The 20,889-nt window shown below is 59.2% G+C and carries 7 protein-coding genes; 4 read left to right on the forward strand and 3 right to left on the reverse strand.

The genetic code is table 11. From position 1 onward, the window contains the following. Nucleotides 1-380: 380 nt before the first annotated feature. A complete protein-coding gene (locus ACZRMO_RS23360; protein ID WP_463974333.1) occupies nt 381-1,448 on the forward strand; it encodes an ABC transporter substrate-binding protein in 1,068 nt (355 codons plus the stop codon). On the opposite strand, the gene ACZRMO_RS23365 is transcribed toward ACZRMO_RS23360, so the two are convergent. After that, a complete protein-coding gene (locus tag ACZRMO_RS23365; RefSeq protein WP_207046017.1) occupies nt 1,445-1,663 on the reverse strand; it encodes a DUF2970 domain-containing protein in 219 nt (72 codons plus the stop codon). The genes ACZRMO_RS23360 and ACZRMO_RS23365 overlap by 4 nt on opposite strands. Nucleotides 1,664-1,836: 173 nt before the next feature. After that, nucleotides 1,837-6,252: an SET domain-containing protein gene (locus ACZRMO_RS23370; RefSeq protein ID WP_463974334.1), complete on the reverse strand. Its 4,416-nt coding sequence runs from the start codon at nt 6,250-6,252 to the stop codon at nt 1,837-1,839. Nucleotides 6,253-6,455: 203 nt separating this feature from the next. Between ACZRMO_RS23370 and ACZRMO_RS23375 the strand changes: the two genes are divergently transcribed. Next, a complete protein-coding gene (locus ACZRMO_RS23375) occupies nt 6,456-13,478 on the forward strand; it encodes an NEL-type E3 ubiquitin ligase domain-containing protein (protein ID WP_463974335.1) in 7,023 nt (2,340 codons plus the stop codon). A gap of 119 nt (nt 13,479-13,597) precedes the next feature. On the opposite strand, the gene metH is transcribed toward ACZRMO_RS23375, so the two are convergent. Next, nucleotides 13,598-17,308, reverse strand: a complete 3,711-nt coding sequence (metH, locus tag ACZRMO_RS23380) for a methionine synthase (RefSeq protein ID WP_463974336.1) — start codon at nt 17,306-17,308, stop codon at nt 13,598-13,600. Between the two features lie 167 nt (nt 17,309-17,475). Between metH and ACZRMO_RS23385 the strand changes: the two genes are divergently transcribed. Together ACZRMO_RS23385 and ACZRMO_RS23390 are read left to right on the forward strand one after the other, a co-directional pair. Next, complete coding sequence (locus tag ACZRMO_RS23385; protein WP_463974337.1) at nt 17,476-19,767, forward strand: fatty acid cis/trans isomerase; 2,292 nt, start codon at nt 17,476-17,478, stop codon at nt 19,765-19,767. 87 nt (nt 19,768-19,854) lie between these two features. Next, nucleotides 19,855-20,880 (forward strand): acyltransferase family protein, encoded by a 1,026-nt coding sequence (locus ACZRMO_RS23390; protein WP_463974373.1) that lies wholly within the window; start codon nt 19,855-19,857, stop codon nt 20,878-20,880. The last annotated feature ends 9 nt before the right edge of the window (nt 20,881-20,889 follow it).

Raw genomic sequence — 20,889 nt, forward strand, 5'->3', positions numbered from 1 at the left:
CCCAACGGAGCCGGCGCACGATACCAGTTTGCGTTTATGCGCAAAAGTGATGTTTGAGTATATGCAAATAACCAAATCGACTAATGAGAACGGTTATCGCAATATCCACATTTGTCATGCGGGCAATCTTGATCTTTACTGTGGTCGAGTCTTAGTGCAGTCACCTAATAAAACCGATAAGAGGCGATGCGATGAGCAATTCAACCAAAGCCCGTAAACCCGACAGTACCGTTGATGCCTGGGCCATTCTGTTTCTGATCATCCTCGTGGTGGGCACCGCCGTGTTCTGGGTGAGCCACCAATAAACGACGTTGATTGAGCCTCGATTGAGCCGCTAATTGCCACTATCATGGCGGTCATTGCTCAAGGCTTGAATGACGATGTTGAAGGTTCTGATTACGTGTGTGTGGTTGTTGGGGGCGGCGTACGGGGCGGTGGCTCATGCGACGTCTGTGGTGTTTCTCAACCCGGGCCTGTCAACGGAAACCTTTTGGGTCAGTTACACGCAATTCATGCAGGCCGCGGCCAAGGACCTCGGCCTGGATTTGCGTGTGCGCTATTCCGAGCGTGATCCCCAGAACTATTTGGTCCAGGCCAGGGAAGTGCTGCAAGGCACTGCGCGGCCCGATTACCTGGTGTTGGTGAACGAGCAATACGTGGCACCGCAGGTTCTGCGGATGGCCCAGGGCAGTGGGGTCAAGTTGTTGATTGTGAACAGCCTGCCAACCCCCGACCAAATGCAGATGCTCAATGGGCGCAACGCCGCCCAATGGATCGGCAGCCTGGTGCCCAACGACGAAGAGGCGGGCTACCTGATGCTCACCGACCTGTTGCGCCAACACGGTCCGGTTGCCCCGGGGCAGTTCCTCGACCTGTTGGCGTTTTCCGGCGTCAAGAACACCCCGTCTGCCCAGTTGCGCGAACAGGGCTTGCGCCGTGCGTTGGCGCAGCACCCGCACGTGCGTCTGCGCCAGCTGGTCTACGGTGAATGGGCGCGCGAGCGCGCGTTCGAGCAAGCGACGCAGTTGTTCAAGCGCTACCCACAGACGGCGCTGGTGTGGTCAGCCAACGATCAAATGGCGCTGGGCGCCATGCAGGCGCTGCAAGACAGTGGGCGAACACCGGGCAAGGACGTGCTGTTCAGCGCGATCAACAGTTCACCCGAGATATTACAGGCGCGCCTCGACGGGCGGCTGAGCACGTTGGTGGCCGGGCATTTCACCTTGGGTGGCTGGGCGATGGTGTTGATCAGCGATGATGCTGCAGGCGTGGATTTAGCTGCGCACGGCGGGCGCGATCGCCAGGCTGCGCTGTTCCAGCTGATCGATGGCGCGCAGGCGCAGCGGTTGCTGGGGCCGCTGCCGTTGGTGAACTTCCGCGCACTGTCGGCCAAGGGCAAGCCGGCGTCCTACCGCTACCCGTTCGGCCTGCAACTGCTGCTGCGCTAAATCCCTGCGAGGTGCAGCACCAGTTTGACGATGCCGAATAGCGTCAGGGCAAACACCGCCGTGAACAGAACGCCCAGGATCACAAAGTGGCTGGGCTTGCCGTGGGTAAAATCGCGTGCGCGGTTCTTGCCGCTCTGTACGCCGAACGCGGCGGCCATGACGCTGTGCAGCATCTGCCAGAAGGTTGGGGGCTTGTTGTTGACTGGATCGTCCATACATCCCTCGACACAAGGTGTGTGAGGGACAGCATAGACAATCCATTCCAGGTCTGGGGGCTACGCCATCATGGCAACGCTGGCACCCGCTTCAAAAACAACTGCCGGTCCAATGGAGTCTTGATCAGCACCTTCTCAAGAATGAAGGCATTGCAGTCACGGTCTTCGGCCACTCAAGTAGATAGGTGTTCCATGTTCTTCCAGTAGTTGGGCCCGTAATCCAGCAAGAGTTCCTTTCCGGCCGGGATGTTATCCCATGCCACCAGAAATACCATGTATTTACCGACGTTGATCGCCCCCACATTTTCCGGTCCTATCAGGGGTTGCCCCGGCGCCTTGGGCGCGTTGGTCAGGCTCAACAAATTGCTGTTGCCATGGGCGCTGAGCGTGGCACCTGCCGTATTGGTGTCGTAAAGGAACGTCGTGACCGCAGCTGCGCCCTTGTCGAGTATTTCACGCTGCAGTGAGCTGTCGTCCAGATGCAGTTTGCCCGTATAGGGGCCCAGCACCTCAAACCGCTCGATGTCGCGTTTAGCCACCACCGACAGGCCCCGGGGGGGGCCGTCGTCCAGCTTGGTGAGGGCGAGCATATCCTCCAGCCTGGTGGCGTGGCGGCCCTCGTTGGCGATCCATTCATGTATGTCTTCAAGCACATGCTGTTCGACGGTTTTCGCCTTCGTCGCATTCAGGTCGGCAAACATGCCATTGCTGTTGGTGATTGTGATTTTGTCGATCGGACCTTCAAGTAGGAGGGTCAGGCTGCGCGTCACGTCGTTCGGGTCTTGTAGGATCGGGGCATTGTTATTGTTCCTGTGGCCAAGGGAGGGGGTCAAGGATGACGTAGTGGCATCGGTATTGCCCCGGTGGCGTTTCGATGTGCTCGGGGCGTCAGGGTTGCCGAGGTTGTCCGGTGGTGAACGCTTGCCTTGTGGTTGGCCACGTTTAAGGCTGGTAGAGCGCTTGTGCGGTACTGATTTGCCTGAGCGGGTGAACTCACCAAAAAGCACGGCGTTATTACCTTCGGTTGTCATGCTGCCGTTGTCTTTTACATATTTTCGCCACTCAAGTGGATTCAAATTGTGCTGGTCGATATACGCCGCCATGGCCAGCCCCGGGCCTGGGGTGCGGTAGATCCGGCTCCATCCCAGCAGGTGTTCTTCCGTAATCGAGGTAAACCGTTCGTTGCGGGTGAACTTTTCAAGGACTTTGCCGGCATCACGCAAGGAGCCATCCATTCTGATGTGTTCCATCAGCCTCAGCGGGTTTAGGTTGTGATCGGCTGCGTAGCCTTCCAGTGTCAGAGTGTTGCGGTGTTGTTGCGACAGGTTGCGCCAGTCTTCCAGGTGCTGGAAGGTCACGGCGGTGCGCGCGGTCCTGGCACGATCGACCAAGACCTGGCCGCGGGTGTTCAGGGGCGCTTGGGTTTGCACAAATTGACGCAGTGCGTTTGGGTCCAGTTTATGTTGCGCGGCGAACTGCGCGACCGCGTTGTGCAAGGTGGCTTCTTTGAGTGAACTCCACTTCAACAAATGCCCTGCGGTCACCACGTTAGGGGTATCGGGGGCGCCGCCGGTCAACCGTATTTGCCTGGAATACCAGTGGCCCGCTTCCACCGATGAAAGGCTGACCGACAGGTCGCGATTAGTCTTCGGGTTGACCAATACGACGGAGAAACTGTTTGACCCGCCCTCGGCGGTTTCCCGAATGAATCCATAGGAGTTCTCGCGCACCTGGTACACGGCAATCGTCCCGTGCTCATCCACGTTGCAGATGAGCTTCTGGTTGTAACCGGACCGAAAATAAATGCCGTGGGCGTCGGCCTTGAGCCCGTCGATCCAGTGAGAGGGGGCGGCGTATTGACGGATCAGCGGGTCGCTATTGCTGATCACGGTAACCGGCGCGCGATAACGTGGCCCAAAGGGCAGGTTTGTCGTCGCATCGATCAGCCGGTAATCCGGTATCTCGGGGCTGCCGACGTTGCGCATTGGGATGTTTGCAGTTTTTTCGACTGTAAATAGCCTGTCACCGCTTTGTTGTGGCACCCAGGTCTCTGGGTCGACCGGGATCCTATAACTGGAGTAGCCGAATCGCTTGAGCAATAGAGCCTTTCCCTTGGCGGTTGCATTCAGCACCTTCACACCCAGGCGGGTGACCACATAGCGGCTCAGGTCGATGACACTCCCCAGCGCGTTCAGCTCCTGCAACACATTGATCACAAAGCGTTGGCTCAGTTGCTTGAATGCTGGCATCACCAGCCGCACGCTGGCTTTGCCGGCCTGACTGACCAGGCGGGCAGAGCCGGCGATGTATTTGCCGACGGGTATGCCGAACGACACAATGTCGGTGAACAGGCTCAATGCGCCCGATTCGATCCGTTGTGGATCACCCGAAGCCATGTCCTCCATGCTGCCCCAGAACGGCGCGAGCATTTTGAACCAGCCGGTAAAGTCTTCGATCAGTTCCTGGCCAATATCCACTGCGCGTGTGTCCTTGCGCGCCTGCTCCAGCAATGCCTTTTCATCGCAAAAGAACAACAGGCGGGCGATCATGGCTGTCAGTTGTTCGCTGCGAGGGGAATGCAGTGGGCCGTTGAACAGCCCATCTGCGGCAGGCTTGGCACTCGGGATGCCCGGCAGGGTGTCGCCGATTTGTTCGGCAATCAATTGGGCTGCCTGGCCATCGCTCGGTGGCTTGAAGCGCTGGTAGGCCGACCAGTCAAACGGCAATTCGGTGGCTACTCTGAAAGTACCTTTGCTTGCACGCGAGGAGCCGCCAACGGATTTGACTTTTAACTCGCCACCGATCAGCAGGCTTTGGATGTCTTTGCGCACGCGTATCACGCCGGCGCAGGGGAACACCTCAACGTAGGTCGCGGTTGCCGGGTGGGCTGGGTTGCAGATGCGCAGGATAAAGCCAGCACGCGCCCGCACCGCGCCGATAGTGCGTTCGTTCTCGTGGCTGGCTTGGGTATCGCGCAGCGCCGTCCTCAGGGCATAGACGCGGACCTCGTGCTGCTCGATGTCGAGAACGGCGCGATCAAGCCGTGCCAGCAGTGACTTGATCAGGGTCTTGTAGGCTGCCCTGGATGTTTCCAGGTAAGGGGCGAACGCCTTGTCGTAATCTTCATCCGAGGCGAAGCTCCAACGGCTCGCAGGTTGAAGGGCCAGATCCTGGACGGCCTTGGCCATCTCGCGTTCATGTTGTTCCAGCGCGGCCACGGCACCGGCTATCTCATTGCGTGAATATCCGGAGGGTTGGATGGCGAGCAAGCCATTGGCTTGCGCCCAGAGCACGGTCGGTGCCAGCCGGGCAGCGACGACCAACGCCTGTTGCTCGCTGCTGTCGGCGTGGACACGAAGCTGCTCTGCAGGCAGGTTCAGCAGCTGTGCGACGCTCATATGCCGCGACGAACCGGGCACCATCGCTTCAGCCAGGGTAAAACCTGCCTTGAAGTTGACCCAGGTGCTGCTGACACCGTAGGCCAGGTCATCCGGGATATCCTCGACCCAGAGTTCACTGGCGATATTGGCCTGGGCCACGCACATCACTAGTCGTGCTTCAGCGGTGCTGAGTGCAAGCTGATGCGCATAGCCTGCAATCAGCTGCTCGCGGATATCCGCATAAGACGTACCGAAAGCGATGGGTATGTTGAATTCATTGTCGTGGGTCGGCTGTGCGTCAGACCGGATGGTCAGCCACAAAGCATGCAGTAACACCTTGACCTTTACAGCTTGCGGGCAACTTTCAGCTGGGTGTGCACCATACCAGTCCAGAGCGCTCAGCAGACGTTCGGCCAGTGCCAGGCTCTGTGGCAGATTGAGGATTTGCTCAAGCAAGGCGGTCGGCGTTGTGTTGAGAGTGAAGCTCTGCAGCGATACCAGGGACGTGGGCACTACATAACGGAATAGGGACTGTTGATGGTCTTTTTCAATTTGGCCGATGGCGTTTTTTATAACCTCATCAGCGCCATCATCCAGTAGCGGGTGAAGCTCGCTACAAAAAGCCTCATGGCCCAGCATTTTTAAACTCCGGTGCTCCTCCATTTTCAGGATGATGGATCGCCATTGTAGGTAGGTGTTTGGCTCAAAGGGCCGAATGGCGTAGTACTTGAGCACAAGGTCCACGCGCACAGAACCGTCGCTCTTGAGGCCGTTGCCGACGCTGTAGTAGACAGCCAGCAGCACATTGACGTCGATGCTCCAATAATGGGGGATGTCACGTAAAACCACGGTATGGGCACCCAGGGTGAAGACCTCTGGAGGCGTAGGGCGTGGCGTTTTTACGGAGCTGAAAAAATCGGATAAGGCGTCGCTGAAGAAGTGTTTTGTTGAGTCGGTGTTGCGACGGGGGGAGTAGTCCGCAAGAAAGGCCTGAAAGTCTTCATCCGCTTCGAGCTTCTTCAGGACCCGAACGGCTTCCCGGCATTCGCGACCCAGTGCGGAGTCTTCAGGGGGGTGGTAATAGTGTTCGGATGCTGGCTTGTATGACAGGTCGTTCAATCGTGGTGAGAGACCAGCAATCAGATGATCGAGATGGGCTAATTGTTTGGGCGGGGATTTGCCATATAAAGCAATAAGAGCGTTATTCATTAACGTTCACCTAGCGTCAGTCAGAGGATGAACCACTGACGGTATTCGGTTGGCGCGATGAACCGATGTACATAGATAAACGCGTGAGCTGAAGCGGTTGGAACATCGTCTGGCCACCTCCCGGGCCACAACCATGCACCGCTTAGAGGCGCCCCTGGCGTGATTTTCTGATGTTTCTTAATGACGCATCAGGAAGCTGCAACATGCCCACCCCTTCATTTCATGCTCCTTTCATCAAAGCCAATCTGCCTGGATGGATCAAACATCTGGCGGCACCCGATATCCAGGCGTTGCATCGCGCCCGTGACCCGGTGCAGCAATTCAAGCAGGCTTTCCCCGAGAAGTTCGCCGCCGCCAGCCTGCAACTGCGTCAGGCGTTGACCGACAGCGTTGCGCGGCGCAAGGCTTCAAGCGAAGCATTGGCCAAGACGCTGAAGGATTTCAAAGGTATCACTGAGTTTGGCGAGCCGCTTCTGCTCGAAGCCCTGCGCAAGCAGTTCGCCCTGGCACCCGACGTCAACAAGACGATGATTTTCCATCTGCGTGCGCGCCAACGTGCGGATAAGCAAACGTTGTTGCAAGCGGCATTGCGTAATTTCGAGGCTGATGAGTCTTTTGATGACGTCGTTGGCGGGGAAACCAGTGCGCTGGCGCCAACAGGATCGCTGGAGGAGGTCTTTTCCAGCGATGAGAAATATTCGAGGTTGAGCGTACGCTACCACCTGCGTGACAAGCTGGCGATCAAGCCTGGGGCGTTCGCCAACCTGTGCCGCCAGTTGGATCTGGGCGCGCAGTACCAGGCTCACCTGAGTGCGGTGTATGAAACACCCGCCACCGCTGCACAGGTGCGACAGCAAACTATTGATACCAACAAGGATACGTTGCGGGTGCAGGCCCATATCGCCAGGATGCACGCCGCAATCAGCGAAGAAACTCACACAACGCTGCTCGCAATACTGGATGGCTCCCCCGCGCCAATGCTGTACGGCTGGCCAGTGGCTTACAGTCAATTGAACCTGCTGGGTTCGGACGTGAGCGACGTGGTGATTATCAGCACTGCCGCGCGCAAGCGGCAGGTAAACACGGCTTTTGGTCCTCCCAGAGCCCGCGAGTACGAGTCTTTGCTCGTCCAGAGTCGCATTATCGTGTGCATCCCGGGCGACCCCCTGGAGCCGGTCAAGGAATATCGCTCGCTCGGGGTATTTCTCACACAGTTGGCGGTCAACCTGCGCTCACCTGACTATCAACGCTTTTTTGCCGGTCTCTTGCCTCAGGATGAAGCACCGAGATTTATGGCGCGGCTCAAACCCCAGATGCAAGTCTTAAAATGGAACCCAGACGCCAAACCCCCGAACAGCAACGTCAACCCCGGTGCCTTCAGGAACGGTATCTACGAGTCAGTCTGGAACGACAATGTCAAACTGCATGCCAAAGAGTCATTCATAGACGCCGAAGTGTTTGGCCATCTCTACGAAAAGCACCTTGCGCGGGTCAAATCCAACGCGAAACTGCTGGCGGTACCCACGGCGCAGGTTGATCACGATGCCTGGATCAGTCGCCTCAAACACTGGGCCGAATGGGGGTTGAATGTGCTCAACGTCGCGGCGTTCTTCGTGCCGGGGTTGGGTGAGGTGATGATGGTGGTCACCGCCGTTCAACTCGGCTACGAGGTTTATCAAGGGATTGAAGCGTGGAGCGTCGGTGACAGTGATGAGGCCTGGGCGCACCTGTTCTCGATCATGCAGAACGTCGCGTTCATGGCGGTGCTGGGGGCCGTGGCCGGCAAGGCGCCGGCGATCTTGCCGTCGAGGTTCGTCAATGGGATGTCCCGGGTGAAATCGCCGTTCGGCAAGCTGCGTTTGTGGCATCCGGACCTTGCGGCCTATAAGAGCAGTGTGTCGCTCAAGGGCCTAACGCCCAATAAGCTGGGGCAGTATGAGTTAGCTCGCAAGACTTACATTGCGCTGGATGGCAATACCTACGAAACGATCTTCGACCCAGCGGCCAACCATTGGAGGATCAAGCACCCTTACGCGATAGATACCTACGAGCCGATTTTGCGGCATAACGGGCATGGTGCTTGGCGACACACGCTGGAGCGGCCCTTGCAGTGGGACCGTGCGACGTTGCTCAAACGCCTGGGGCACGCCACCGAGGGGTTGGATGACGCGGCATTGGAAAACGCCGTCAAGGTCAGCGGCGTGGACGACGCTGAGTTGCGCCGTATGCACACCGATTCCCTGCCCATGCCATCGGCCCTGGTCGACACGCTGCGCCAGTTTAAAGTCGACCGCCAACTCACTGACATGCTTGAGCAGGTGCGTCTCGGTACCCCAGTGCCGGACAATCGCTACAACTACACACTGCCGGAAGTGATCAATATGCCCCGCTGGCCGCTTGGCCGGGTGATCGACGTGTTCGATGATGCGAACTTTGCAGGGCCATCGACGCGCTATGGCCAGACATCAACGCCGCCCAAGCCAGTGATCAAGCTATCTCGGGGGGATGTCTCTTCTGGGAGGTTGGCGGAACGGGCGTTGGCAAACCTTGAGGAGGAGGAAATCATCAGCCTGCTCGGTACACAGGGTGCACGGGTTGCGACCGAGCGTGAGGCCGTTTTCCGACAGCAACTGGCAGACCATCTGACGGCAAACAGCACATCACTATTTGACAGCATGCTTGAGGGCGAGCGGCTGTCCGCTCCACAGACCGCTGACACGCAAGCGTTGCAGCGGGTTTTCCCCAGCTTGCCGACTGAAGCCGCCTACGAGGTGTTGGCCGAGGCAACGCCGGCCGAACAGCCGCAAATGGCTCGGCCTGCAACACCTCCCGCCACACTGCTGCTCAATGCGCGCACTCGCGCGCGGCTGGCGCGTTTGAATCGGGCATTGATGGGCCTGCATTTACCCAGCGCGATGTCGTCAGATAGTCAGCGCGTAGCCTTGTACACGCTGGAAAAACTACCGGGTTGGCCACAGGAGCTGCGCTTGGAGGTCCGCCAGGGGAACAGGCGTGGCAGGTTGCTGGACAGTATCGGCAGCGAGTCGGCCGCGGAGGTCAAATACCTGGTTGTTAAAGACACTTACCACCAATACGGTAGCCAGCAGTTCCAAGCTTTCGATCAGCAGGACAATGCCCTGAACAGCGTTCCCGTTCAAGGGGATAACTTCTTCGCCTCGATCATGCATGCGTTACCGGATCATGCCCGTACGCAGCTGGGCGTGCCGCAGGTGGGGCAAACAGCTGAGTTGGAGGGGTTGGTTCGCGACTATGCGACGGCAAACCGCGAGCTGATGATGCAAGCGTTAGTGCCTGAGTGGAAACCTTCGCGATCCAAGGCCCGGACTTTCATGAAAGATCGACAAATCGGGTATCCGTTGAGCGGGGAGGGGAGCAGTGCGCAAGATATGGCCAATGAATCATTAGCCGTGCGGGTGGGCGATGTTTATTCAAACCTGACTGAAGCACAGGCGTTGGAATTTGTACAAGTGCGTCGGACCGCAGGGAACACGGCCCAGCAGATTTATCATCTGCTGGAAATCCGGGGCAGGGAGTTTGAGGGCCTGCGTTCGGCGCTGGCTACCTGGGTCCAAGGTGGCGCCCCGGCGCCACAGTTGCCATTCGTGCCTGGCCGACAGAACGTCATGAATCGGATTATCACCAGTTGGAGAGCTGGGATGAATCGCGATCTGGGCGAGATTGAGGGGGTGTGGTGGCTGGACCTGCGGGGCGCGGACCCTCTGCCGACGTTGGCCGGGGACTTTTCTCATGTGCGAACACTGGAGATAGACAGCTCCCAGATCAACGATGGCGCCTTGCGGCAAGCGTTCAGGCATCTAAGAGGGATCAGAATTTCTGTCCATAGCGCAGACATGCCGGCTTTGGCCGGCGAACTGGCTGGTTGGAACTCTATCACCGAGCTGCACCTTGGCCTGCCCCGGGACGTGGGCGCTTCACCGGCATTGACCCAGACCCTGCTGGGCATGACCCAGCTTGAGTCCTTGAGTTTCGCCGGCCGGCCGCCGGTGCTGGATTACAGTGCATTCACCCGTCTTCGCACCCTGGCTCTATCTGGCGTGCAGGGCGAGTGGCCGACCGGGATTCTGACGCTTGAAAGCTTGGAGTCCTTGAATCTCACCGGTCTTGAGCTTCGCACACTCCCCGACGCACTGTTCGACGGGCACGAAGCGCTGTGGCGCCGGTTGGGGGTGAACTGGGGGGCGTTGGAGCGCGAGTCGTTCATGAGGGCGTTTGACTATGTGTACGAAAACCCCGCCCATCTGGTAAACGAACCTGTGATGGTAGAGGTGTACTGTCGGGCGCGTCTTCAAGAAATGCTGCCGCAGCAGGATTACGGGGCGGCGAATCGCGCCGTGGCGGCGCTCACACGAGAAGGCCTGGCCGGTCGGGCATTGTTGGAAGCGGTCGAGGTCGTGCAGGACGAGTACCGCACTTTGAATGCAACGCTGGAGCAGTGGCAGGGCCGCGAAGGTGCGCTGGTCGAAGGCGAGCGAATGTCTTTGAGCTCCCGGACGGTGCTGGCTAACAGAATTCGCACCTGTTGGCGCAACGCCCTGGCTGACCGCTATGCGCCAGAAGAATCCGTGACGGCCTCCTTCCCGGCTCGTGACCAACGAGCGGTCGAGACGCTGTCCTTTGATGAGGGGGCGCCGGGAGATTTGCCAGCGTTGGGGAATGCCGTCTTCCCTCACATACGCCGCTTGAATTTGTCAGGCGCAAGGTTGACGGCCACGCAACTGGACGATTTTCTGGGCCATTTTTCTCAACTCAATGAGCTGAATTTGAGCGGAAACCGTCTAACCGAATTACCGTCGTCCATCGAGGCAGTCGGACAGCTCACTGAGCTGAATCTGTCCGATAACGTGCTGACGATCACTGCCACGACTCAGGCACGCTTGAACCGCCTGACTTCTGTGCAGAGGTTGGACCTGTCGAGAAATCGCGTCGGCCGCCTGGACGTGAGTTCACTGAGCGATCTCGTGTCTTTGGACCTGAGTAGCACCCAGATCAGCGCATGGCCCGAGGGTGTGCTGACATTGCCGAGGCTGGGCTTCCTGAATATGAGTGCAAGCGCTATCACCGACATTCCCGTCGCTGCGCTGACGGGGCACGAGGTCTTGTTGGCAGGCACTTCGTTACGCGCTTGCAGGCTAAGCCCGGAGGGCATGGCCAGGGTGCAGGCTTTCGCGCGTAGCACGCAGCCAGGAACACCTTATGCGACCATGTTCCGCCGGCCACTGGGCATTGACCGGGCGGTGCTGGCCGAAGGTCGCACGGGAGGTGACCCCATGTTCTTCCCCGTAGAGGTTTCCGAACGACCGGACCTCTTGTTGCCGTTGCCTTTGACTACGGCGTCCACGCGGGCGTCCCTGACCTCGGCCGAGCGGCTCCACCGCCTTGATTCGCAATTGAGTGTGGGCCAGGCCCGTACGCGGATAGACGCCTGGCTTGCACAGGACGTAGGTGCCGCGCAGATTGAAAAGACCTTGCAGCAGTGGGAAGAGCAACATAGCCAGTTGATCCAGCGTTTTAATAGCTGGATTGATGTGCCTGCCACGCGTAACCGTGATGAATGGGTAAACGCGACTGACCGGCGCCGGGCGGCTGATCGACTGCTGGCATGTTGGCGGGAAACACTGCGTGGAGCACCCGGGCAAGAAGGCGCCGGCAGCGACTATCACGTTGATTTGAGCGGTCTGATCCTCGGTGATCTGCCGGACCTGCCTGTTACTTTTTCCCATGTAGGTGGATTGGACTTGAGTGGTGTGCGGCTCACCACCGCGTCGCAGCAGTTTCTGGGTGCATTCCCACGGTTGAACAGCTTGAACCTCAACGGCAACAGGTTGGGTGTGCTGCCCGACAACATAATGAACCGTGCCGAACTGACCCACTTGATGCTCAATGACAATGCGTTGTGGGACAGCGAAACCTTGCAAAACCAACTGCGTACTTTGCCTCGCTTGCAATCGCTGGACCTGGGGAGGAATCACCTGGGCACATTTGACATGACCGGCCTTGATCACTTGCAACGCCTGGACTTGAGTGACAGCGGCTTGTCGCAATGGCCTGGGGGTGTGCTGCAAGCGCCTGCGTTGACCTCCCTTGCGTTGAGGAACAATCAGATCGAGACAATTCCTCTGAATGCCCTCGAGCCGGAGCACGCCGCCTTGATGGCAGGCGTCGATCTGTCCGACAACCTGCTGCTGCATGAGGAGTGCATCAGACTCCGGGAGTACCTGCGTCGAACCGGGCGAGGTTTAGGCTTTACCGCCGAGGAGATTGAACGTGTCATGGCGGGCTATGGTGACGAGCCATTTGAGCAAGAGGGCGCGCATGCTCATCCTGAGCAGGAGTCCGCGCAGCAGCAAAAAGACCGCTGGTTTGAAGGCGTCCCCGCAGACTCGGAGAAACACCGGATGTGGGACATCGTGATGGCCGACGACAGCACCGGTGATTTTGCCTTCATCGTGTCGCAACTGCGCAATACAGGGGACTTTAGCCGCAGCCGCTCCCGCCTTGCCGCGCGGGTTTGGGCGGTGCTGGAGGCGGCGAGTGCCGATGAAGCGTTGCGAGAGCGGTTGATGGGTATTGCCCGGGCCTCAAGGCACACCGCTACCTGTGGAGACGGCCGTATTCTGTTGTTCAATGCCCTGGAGGTCGAGGTCTATGAATTCAATGCATTAAAAGATATTCAACCCTCTCAGCGGGGGCGCGCACTGTTGAAGCTGTCCAGGAGTCTGTTTCGCCTGGCCCAGTTGGAAACAATTGCCGGCGAACGTATACGGCGCAACCCGTGGATTGACCCTGCGGAAATTCGCCTGGCCTATCGAGTCGAGTTGGCTACACGACTGGGCCTTCCGCCACAACCTGAGAACATGCTCTACAGACCCTTGGCTGGACTGACGCAAGCTGATTTAGACGCGGCCTGTGCGCGTGTCCTGGAGCAGGAACAGACACCGGCATTCGTCGAGCAACTGACTGCACGCAGGCCCTGGAAAGATTACTTGCAGGAGAAATATCCGCATGAGTTTGCTGAAGTGCAAAAGACTCTCGACGATAAAGTCGAGCAATTGGATGAAACGTTTCCCGAAATGAACCCAGCGTATCTAGAACGGTACAACGCGTTGTCTGACGCTCACAAGATTGAGCTGGAGGCCTTGGTCAACAGGCTGTCCGAGCAGGAAATCGCCGCCCTGGCGGATTAACCGAACAGCCGTTTTATCCCACACTCGGTCATGGCGATTCAATGCCGTGACCGAGCGATGAGGTTTTATCCAGCCTGGCTGATCAGTTCACTACAAGAGCACACTCATCAGTCGGGCAGTCAGTTGTCGTAACCCAGGTTCGGCGCCAGCCAGCGCTCGGTCACGGCCAGGTCCTGGCCTTTGCGCGAGGTGTAGCTGGTCACTTGATCCTTGTCGATCTTGCCTACGGCAAAATACTGCGCCTGCGGGTGGGCGAAGTACCAGCCGCTGACCGCCGCCGCCGGGAACATCGCGTAGTGCTCGGTGAGGAACACGCCGCTGCGGCCGGCTTCCATCTCGCGGGCTTCGGGATCGAGCAGCTGGAACAAGGTGCCTTTCTCGGTGTGATCCGGGCACGCCGGGTAGCCCGGGGCAGGGCGGATGCCGCTGTATTGCTCCTTGATCAGCGCCTCGTTGTCCAGTTGCTCGTCCTTGGCGTAACCCCAGTAGTCTTTACGCACTTGTTGGTGCAGCCACTCGGCACAGGCTTCGGCCAGGCGGTCGGCCAGGGCCTTGACCATGATCGAGTTGTAATCGTCGCCCGCGTCTTGATAGGCCTTGGCCACTTCCTCGGCGCCGATGCCGGCGGTGGTGATAAAACCACCCACGTAGTCGGTCACGCCGCTGTCTTTGGGCGCAACGAAGTCGGCCAGGGAGAAGTTCGGCTTGCCGTCGGTCTTGATGATCTGCTGGCGCAGGTGATGCAAGGTCGCCAGCGGCTGGCCATCATCGCCATAGACTTCCAGGTCATCGTCCTTCACCTGGTTGGCTGGCCAGAAGCCGAATACCGCGCGGGCGCTGATGAGCTTTTCGTCGATCAGCTTGGCGAGCATTTCCTGGGCATCGGCGTACAGCGCGGTGGCGGCTTCGCCCACTATTTCATCGGTAAGGATGCGTGGGAACTTGCCGGCCAGATCCCAGGAGATAAAGAACGGTGTCCAGTCGATGTACTCGGCCAGCACCTTGAGGTCGATGTTGTCCAACACCTTGGCGCCGGTGAAGGTCGGCACCACCGGGGTGTAGGTGCTCCAGTCGAACTGCGGCTTCTTGGCGATGGCTGCCGGGTAGCTCAGGCGCTCGGTGCGGGCGCTGCGGTTGGAGGTGCGCTCACGCACGTCGATGTAGTCCAGGCGGGTTTTCTCGACAAAACCGGCCTTCAATTCCTTGGACAGCAACTGCGTGGCCACGCCCACCGCGCGGGAGGCGTCGGTCACGTAGATCACCGCGTCGTTGCTGTACTTGGGTTCGATCTTCACCGCCGTGTGGGCCTTGGAGGTGGTCGCGCCGCCGATCATCAGCGGCAGGTGGAAGTCCTGGCGCTGCATCTCGCGGGCCACGTGGACCATCTCGTCCAGGGACGGCGTGATCAGGCCCGACAGCCCGATAATGTCGCACTTCTGTTCCTTGGCCACCTGCAGGATTTTCTCCGCCGGCACCATCACGCCCAGGTCGACGATGTCATAGCCGTTGCAACCCAGCACCACGCCGACGATGTTCTTGCCGATGTCATGCACGTCGCCCTTCACGGTGGCCATCAGGATCTTGCCCTTGGCCTCGGGCTTGTCGCCTTTTTCCAGCTCGATGAAGGGGATCAAGTGGGCCACGGCCTGCTTCATCACGCGGGCAGATTTCACCACTTGGGGCAGGAACATTTTGCCGGCGCCAAACAGGTCGCCGACGATGTTCATGCCGGACATCAGCGGCCCTTCGATCACTTCGATCGGGCGCGCGAATGACTGCCGCGATTCCTCGGTGTCTTCGACGATATGGGTGGTGATGCCTTTGACCAGCGCGTGCTCCAGGCGCTTGTTGACTTCCCAGCCGCGCCATTCCTCGGTCTCGGCTTCTTTTACGCTGCCGTCGCCCTTGTACTTGTCGGCGATGGCGAGGAGGGCGTCGGTGCCTTCCGGGGTGCGGTTGAGCACCACGTCTTCCACGGCGTCACGCAGCTCGGCCGGAATCTGGTCGTAGATCTCCAGTTGGCCGGCGTTGACGATGCCCATGGTCAGGCCATTACGGATCGCATGCAGCAGGAACACCGAGTGGATCGCCTCACGCACCGGGTTGTTGCCCCGGAACGAGAACGACACGTTGGACACGCCACCGGAGGTCAGCGCATACGGCAGTTCGTCGCGAATATAGGCGCAGGCGTTGATGAAATCGACGGCGTAGTTGTTGTGCTCCTCGATGCCGGTGGCGACCGCAAAGATGTTCGGGTCGAAGATGATGTCTTCCGGCGGGAAGCCCACTTCATTCACCAGGATGTCGTAGGAGCGCTTGCAGATCTCTTTCTTGCGCGCTTCGGTGTCGGCCTGGCCGGCTTCGTCGAAGGCCATCACCACCACTGCCGCGCCATAGCGCTTGCATAGCTTGGCGTGGTGAATGAACTGCTCGACGCCTTCTTTCATGCTGATGGAGTTGACGATGCCCTTGCCCTGGATGCACTTCAGGCCAGCTTCGATCACTTCCCACTTGGAGGAGTCGATCATGATCGGCACGCGGGAGATATCCGGCTCGCCGGCGATCAGATTGAGGAAGGTCACCATGGCCTTCTTCGAATCCAGCATGCCTTCGTCCATGTTGATGTCGATCACCTGGGCGCCGGCTTCCACCTGCTGCAGGGCGACTTCGAGGGCTTCGGTGTAATTGTCTTCACGGATCAGCCGGGCGAAGCGCGCAGAACCGGTGATGTTGGTGCGCTCGCCGACGTTGACGAACAACGAGCTGCGATCAATGGTGAACGGCTCCAGGCCCGACAGGCGGCAGGCCTTTGGAATATCCGGGATTGGGCGCGGCGCATAACCGGCCACGGCCTTGGCGATGGCCTCGATGTGGCCTGGAGTAGTACCGCAGCAGCCGCCGACGATATTGAGGAAGCCGCTCTGGGCGAATTCTTCGATGACCTTGGCGGTTTCCGACGGCAGTTCGTCGTACTCGCCGAATTCGTTGGGCAGGCCGGCGTTCGGGTGCGCCGACACATGGGTGTTGGCTTTGTTCGACAACTCTTCCAGGTACGGACGCAGCTCGCTGGCGCCCAGGGCGCAGTTCAGGCCCACGGAAATCGGCTTGGCGTGGGCGACGGAGTTCCAGAACGCTTCGGTGGTCTGGCCCGACAGGGTACGGCCGGAGGCGTCGGTGATGGTGCCGGAGATCATGATCGGCAGTTCGATAGCCAGCTCTTCGAACACGCCCTGCACGGCGAAGATCGCCGCCTTGGCGTTCAGGGTGTCGAAGATGGTTTCGATCAGGATCAGGTCGGCGCCGCCTTCGATCAGGCCTTTGGTGGCCTCGGTGTAGTTTTCCACCAATTCATCGAAGGTCACGTTGCGGTAGCCGGGGTTGTTCACGTCTGGCGACAGCGAGCAGGTGCGGCTGGTCGGGCCGAGCACGCCGGCGACGAAGCGCGGCTTGTCCGGGTTTTCCAGCGTCTTGGCGTCGGCGATCTTGCGTGCCAGGCGTGCGCCTTCTACGTTTAGCTCAAAGGCCAGTTCTTCCATGCCGTAGTCGGCCATGGAGATGCGCGTGGCGTTGAAGGTGTTGGTTTCAAGGATGTCGGCGCCGGCATCCAGGTAGGCTTTTTCGATGCCACCGATCACGTCGGGACGGGTGAGTACCAACAGGTCGTTGTTACCCTTGACGTCGCTTGGCCAGTCGGCGAAGCGTTTGCCACGGTAGTCTTCTTCTTCCAGTTTGTAGCTCTGGATCATCGTGCCCATACCACCGTCGAGGATCAGGATACGTTCCTTGAGGGCTTGATGAAGGGCTTGCAGACGAACGCTACGATCGGACATGGGACTACTCTAGGTCAGGCATTACGGAGGGCGTGAATCATAGCAAACCTGTGCCGATTTAGAGCATGTGCAGGTTTTGCATGAATATCGTTCATGTTGCTCGGGGGTGTGGCCCGGTAGAATCACCGGCAAATTTTCAGCGCACGCATTGAATCGGGACCGGGTACATGTCATTTCGTCTTATCGTCAGCGCCGTCCTGGCCTTGATCGCCAGCACCGCCCAGGCCGCAGCTCCCGCCCCGGCGATTTCCTACACTCGCGATGTGCAGCCGATCTTCACCGAGAAGTGTGTGGCGTGCCACGCCTGCTACGACTCCGCGTGCCAGCTCAACCTGGGCAGTGCCGAGGGCGCGGCCCGTGGCGCGAGCAAAATGCCGGTGTACGACGGTGAGCGCAGCCAGGCCACGCCGACGACGCGCCTGTTCTACGACGCCTTTGGCAAACAAGCCTGGCAACAGAAGGGCTTCTACTCCGTGCTGGACGCCCAGGGCAGCCAGGCGGCGCTGATGGCGCGCATGCTGGAGTTGGGCCACAGCGCGCCGCTGCAACCCAATGCCAAGTTACCCGAAGAGATCGTGCTGGGGCTCAATCGCGAAAACATGTGCGCCACGCCCGGCGAGTTCAACACCTACGCCGGTGCCCATCCCAGGGAAGGCATGCCGTTGGCCGTCACCGGCCTGACCGACCAGCAATATCAAACGTTGCAACGCTGGCTCGCGTCCGGCGCGCCGATTGACGAACAAGGCCTGGCCCCCAGTGCCAAGGAAGCCCTGCAAGTGCAGCAGTGGGAAAACCTGCTCAACCAGCCCGGCGCCCGGGAAAGCCTGGTGGCGCGCTGGTTGTTCGAGCACCTGTTCCTGGCGCACATCTACTTTGAAAACGGCGAACCGGGGCATTTCTTCCAATGGGTGCGTTCGCGTACGCCCAGTGGCCAGCCGATCGACCTGATCGCCACCCGCCGCCCGAATGATGACCCGGGCACCCGCGTGTATTACCGCCTGTGGCCGGTGCAGGGCGTGATCGTGCATAAAACCCACATCACCTACCCGTTCAGTGCCGAGAAAATGGCGCGAATCAAAGAACTGTTCTACGCCGGCAACTGGCAAGTCAACGCCTTGCCGGGTTATGGCCCGGGCCGTCGCGCCAACCCGTTCGAAACCTTTGAAGCGATCCCGGCCAAGGCGCGTTACCAGTTCATGCTGGATAACGCCGAATACTTCGTGCGCACCTTTATTCGCGGGCCGGTGTGCCGTGGGCAGATCGCCACGGATGTGATCCGTGACAACTTCTGGACCCTGTTCCAGGACCCCGACCACGACCTCTACATCACCGATGCGCGTTATCGCGGCCAGGCCACGCCCTTGCTGGCCATGCCGGGGCAGAACGATGATGTGGGCAGTGTGTTGAGCCTGTGGCTGGCCTACCGTGACAAGCGCAACGAATACGAGGCCTTGCGCCGCGACAGCTACGCTGATCTGCCGCCGCCCAGCTGGTCGAGCCTGTGGGCCGGCAATGACAACGCGTTGCTGAGCATCTTCCGCCACTTTGACAGCGCCTCGGTGAACAAGGGCTTGATCGGCGAAGTCCCGCAAACGATGTGGCTGTTCGACTACCCGCTGCTGGAGCGCACCTATTATCAGTTGGCGGTGAATTTCGATGTGTTCGGCAACGTCTCGCACCAGGCCCAGACGCGGTTGTATTTCGACCTGATCCGCAACGGTGCCGAGCAGAATTTCTTGCGGCTGATGCCAGCAAACTCTCGCGATGATTTCCTCGACGACTGGTATCAGAACAGCGGCAAGATCAAGCTGTGGCTGGACTACGAAGCCATTGACGACGACAAGCCCACCGGCCTGCACCTGGACGCCAAGGACCCGAAACGCGACTTCGCCAACCAGTTGCTAGCCCGCTACGGCGACCTCGACGCCAGCCCGGACCCGATCAACCGCTGCACAGGCGCCTTCTGTTCGCGTGATGGCATCGACCCGGCATTGCAAGACGCCGAGCAAGCGCTGAGCCGCCTGACGTCGCGCCCGGCGGCGGGCCTCAAGGTCATCGACCAACTGCCCGAAGCGACGATGCTGCGGGTCGAAACCGCCAACGGCAAACGTGTGGTCTACAGCATGCTGCGCAACCGCGCCCACAGTAACGTGGCGTTCTTGCTGGGTGAGGCCTATCGCTATCAGCCAGGTCTGGACACGGTGACTATCTATCCCGGCGTGCTGAGCAGCTACCCGAACTTCATGTTCAACCTACCGGCGCAGGACGTACCTGAGTTCGTTGCTGAAATGGAGCGGGCCAAGGATGCCAAGCGCTTTGAGAAGATCGTCGATCGCTGGGGCGTGCGCCGCAGTCATCCGTTGTTCTGGCAGTACTTCCACGACTTATCGCAGTACATCCGCGAGACCACGCCGGTGGAAGAGGGCGTGTTGGACATGAACCGCTACGAGAACCTATAACTGTGCACGTGATCCGGTCGTCTCTCTAAGAGGGCGCTGAAGCAGTCGGACATCTACCTCGCGGGACTTGGAAAAGGTAAGCCGATGATGTTGATTTCAGTGCAGGCGCTTCGGGCCTTGGCGGCGTGGTTTGTGGTAGGGCATCACTTCGTGCAGTTGTTCTTCAACTTTGAGGTGGATGCGCCGCTGGCGTATCTGTTCGCCGACAAAGGCGGCATTGGGGTGGATGTATTCTTTGTCATCAGTGGCCTGGTGATTTTCCTCGCCACCGCAGACAAACCCCTGACACCTTGGCGCTTCATGCTTATGCGCGTGGCGCGCATCGCCCCGGCGTATTGGTTCTACACCCTGCTCATGGCGCTTCTGGTGGCGGCGGTGCCCTCGTTCATTCCAGAGGTTCAGCTCGAAGCGAGTCATATACTCCTGTCGATGCTGTTTGTCCCTGCCCAGAATCCGGCGGGCTACGGCGTCTATCCGTTGCTGGATGTGGGGTGGACCCTGAACTTCGAGATGCTGTTTTATTTGCTGTTCGCCGTTGCCTTGTCGGTGCGAGGGTCATATCGATTGTGGGTGGTGGCAGTGCTGCTGTATCTCGTGTGTTACATCATCACGCCTGCCCTGGGCTTCGCGGATGGCTTCTACAGTAATGACATGGTCTTTGAGTTTCTGATGGGCATTGTGATTGGCATACTGTATCGCCGCGGCCTTTGCCAGGCCAAGCCATGGCTGCCTGTGCTGGGCATCGTGATTGCATTGGTGGCGATTTGGCATGGGGCGGATGTGCCGCGTGCGTTGGAGTGGGGAGTGCCAAGCGCGTTGTTGGTCATCAGTTGCGTGACCCTTGAGCCTTACTTCAAGGATTTACGCTTCTTGAAGCAGCTCGGGGACTGCTCTTATTCGGTGTATTTGATCCACGTGCTGGTGTTGTGCGCTGGTCGGTGGGTCGTTGAGCGCACGGGCATAGACCCCTATGTGATCTTGCCTTTTTGCCTCCTGGTGACGGCGTTTGGCGCATTTTTAAGCTATGAGTGGCTGGAAAAAGGCACGTATCGCAGGCTTAAACACTGGCTTGGCCCTGATGGGCCGCCGGTCCTTTCCCGACAAAAATACTAGGACTTTGTA

The sequence above is a fragment of the Pseudomonas sp. B611 genome, from assembly GCF_055407965.1.

What these genes read in the sequence shown, in the direction of transcription:
- ACZRMO_RS23360 (WP_463974333.1), top strand. Translation starts at nt 381, where the DNA reads ATGTTGAAGGTTCTGATTACGTGTGTGTGGTTGTTGGGGGCGGCGTAC.
- metH (WP_463974336.1), bottom strand. Translation starts at nt 17,308, where the DNA reads ATGTCCGATCGTAGCGTTCGTCTGCAAGCCCTTCATCAAGCCCTCAAG.
- ACZRMO_RS23375 (WP_463974335.1), top strand. Translation starts at nt 6,456, where the DNA reads ATGCCCACCCCTTCATTTCATGCTCCTTTCATCAAAGCCAATCTGCCT.
- ACZRMO_RS23385 (WP_463974337.1), top strand. Translation starts at nt 17,476, where the DNA reads ATGTCATTTCGTCTTATCGTCAGCGCCGTCCTGGCCTTGATCGCCAGC.
- ACZRMO_RS23390 (WP_463974373.1), top strand. Translation starts at nt 19,855, where the DNA reads ATGTTGATTTCAGTGCAGGCGCTTCGGGCCTTGGCGGCGTGGTTTGTG.
- ACZRMO_RS23365 (WP_207046017.1), bottom strand. Translation starts at nt 1,663, where the DNA reads ATGGACGATCCAGTCAACAACAAGCCCCCAACCTTCTGGCAGATGCTG.
- ACZRMO_RS23370 (WP_463974334.1), bottom strand. Translation starts at nt 6,252, where the DNA reads ATGAATAACGCTCTTATTGCTTTATATGGCAAATCCCCGCCCAAACAA.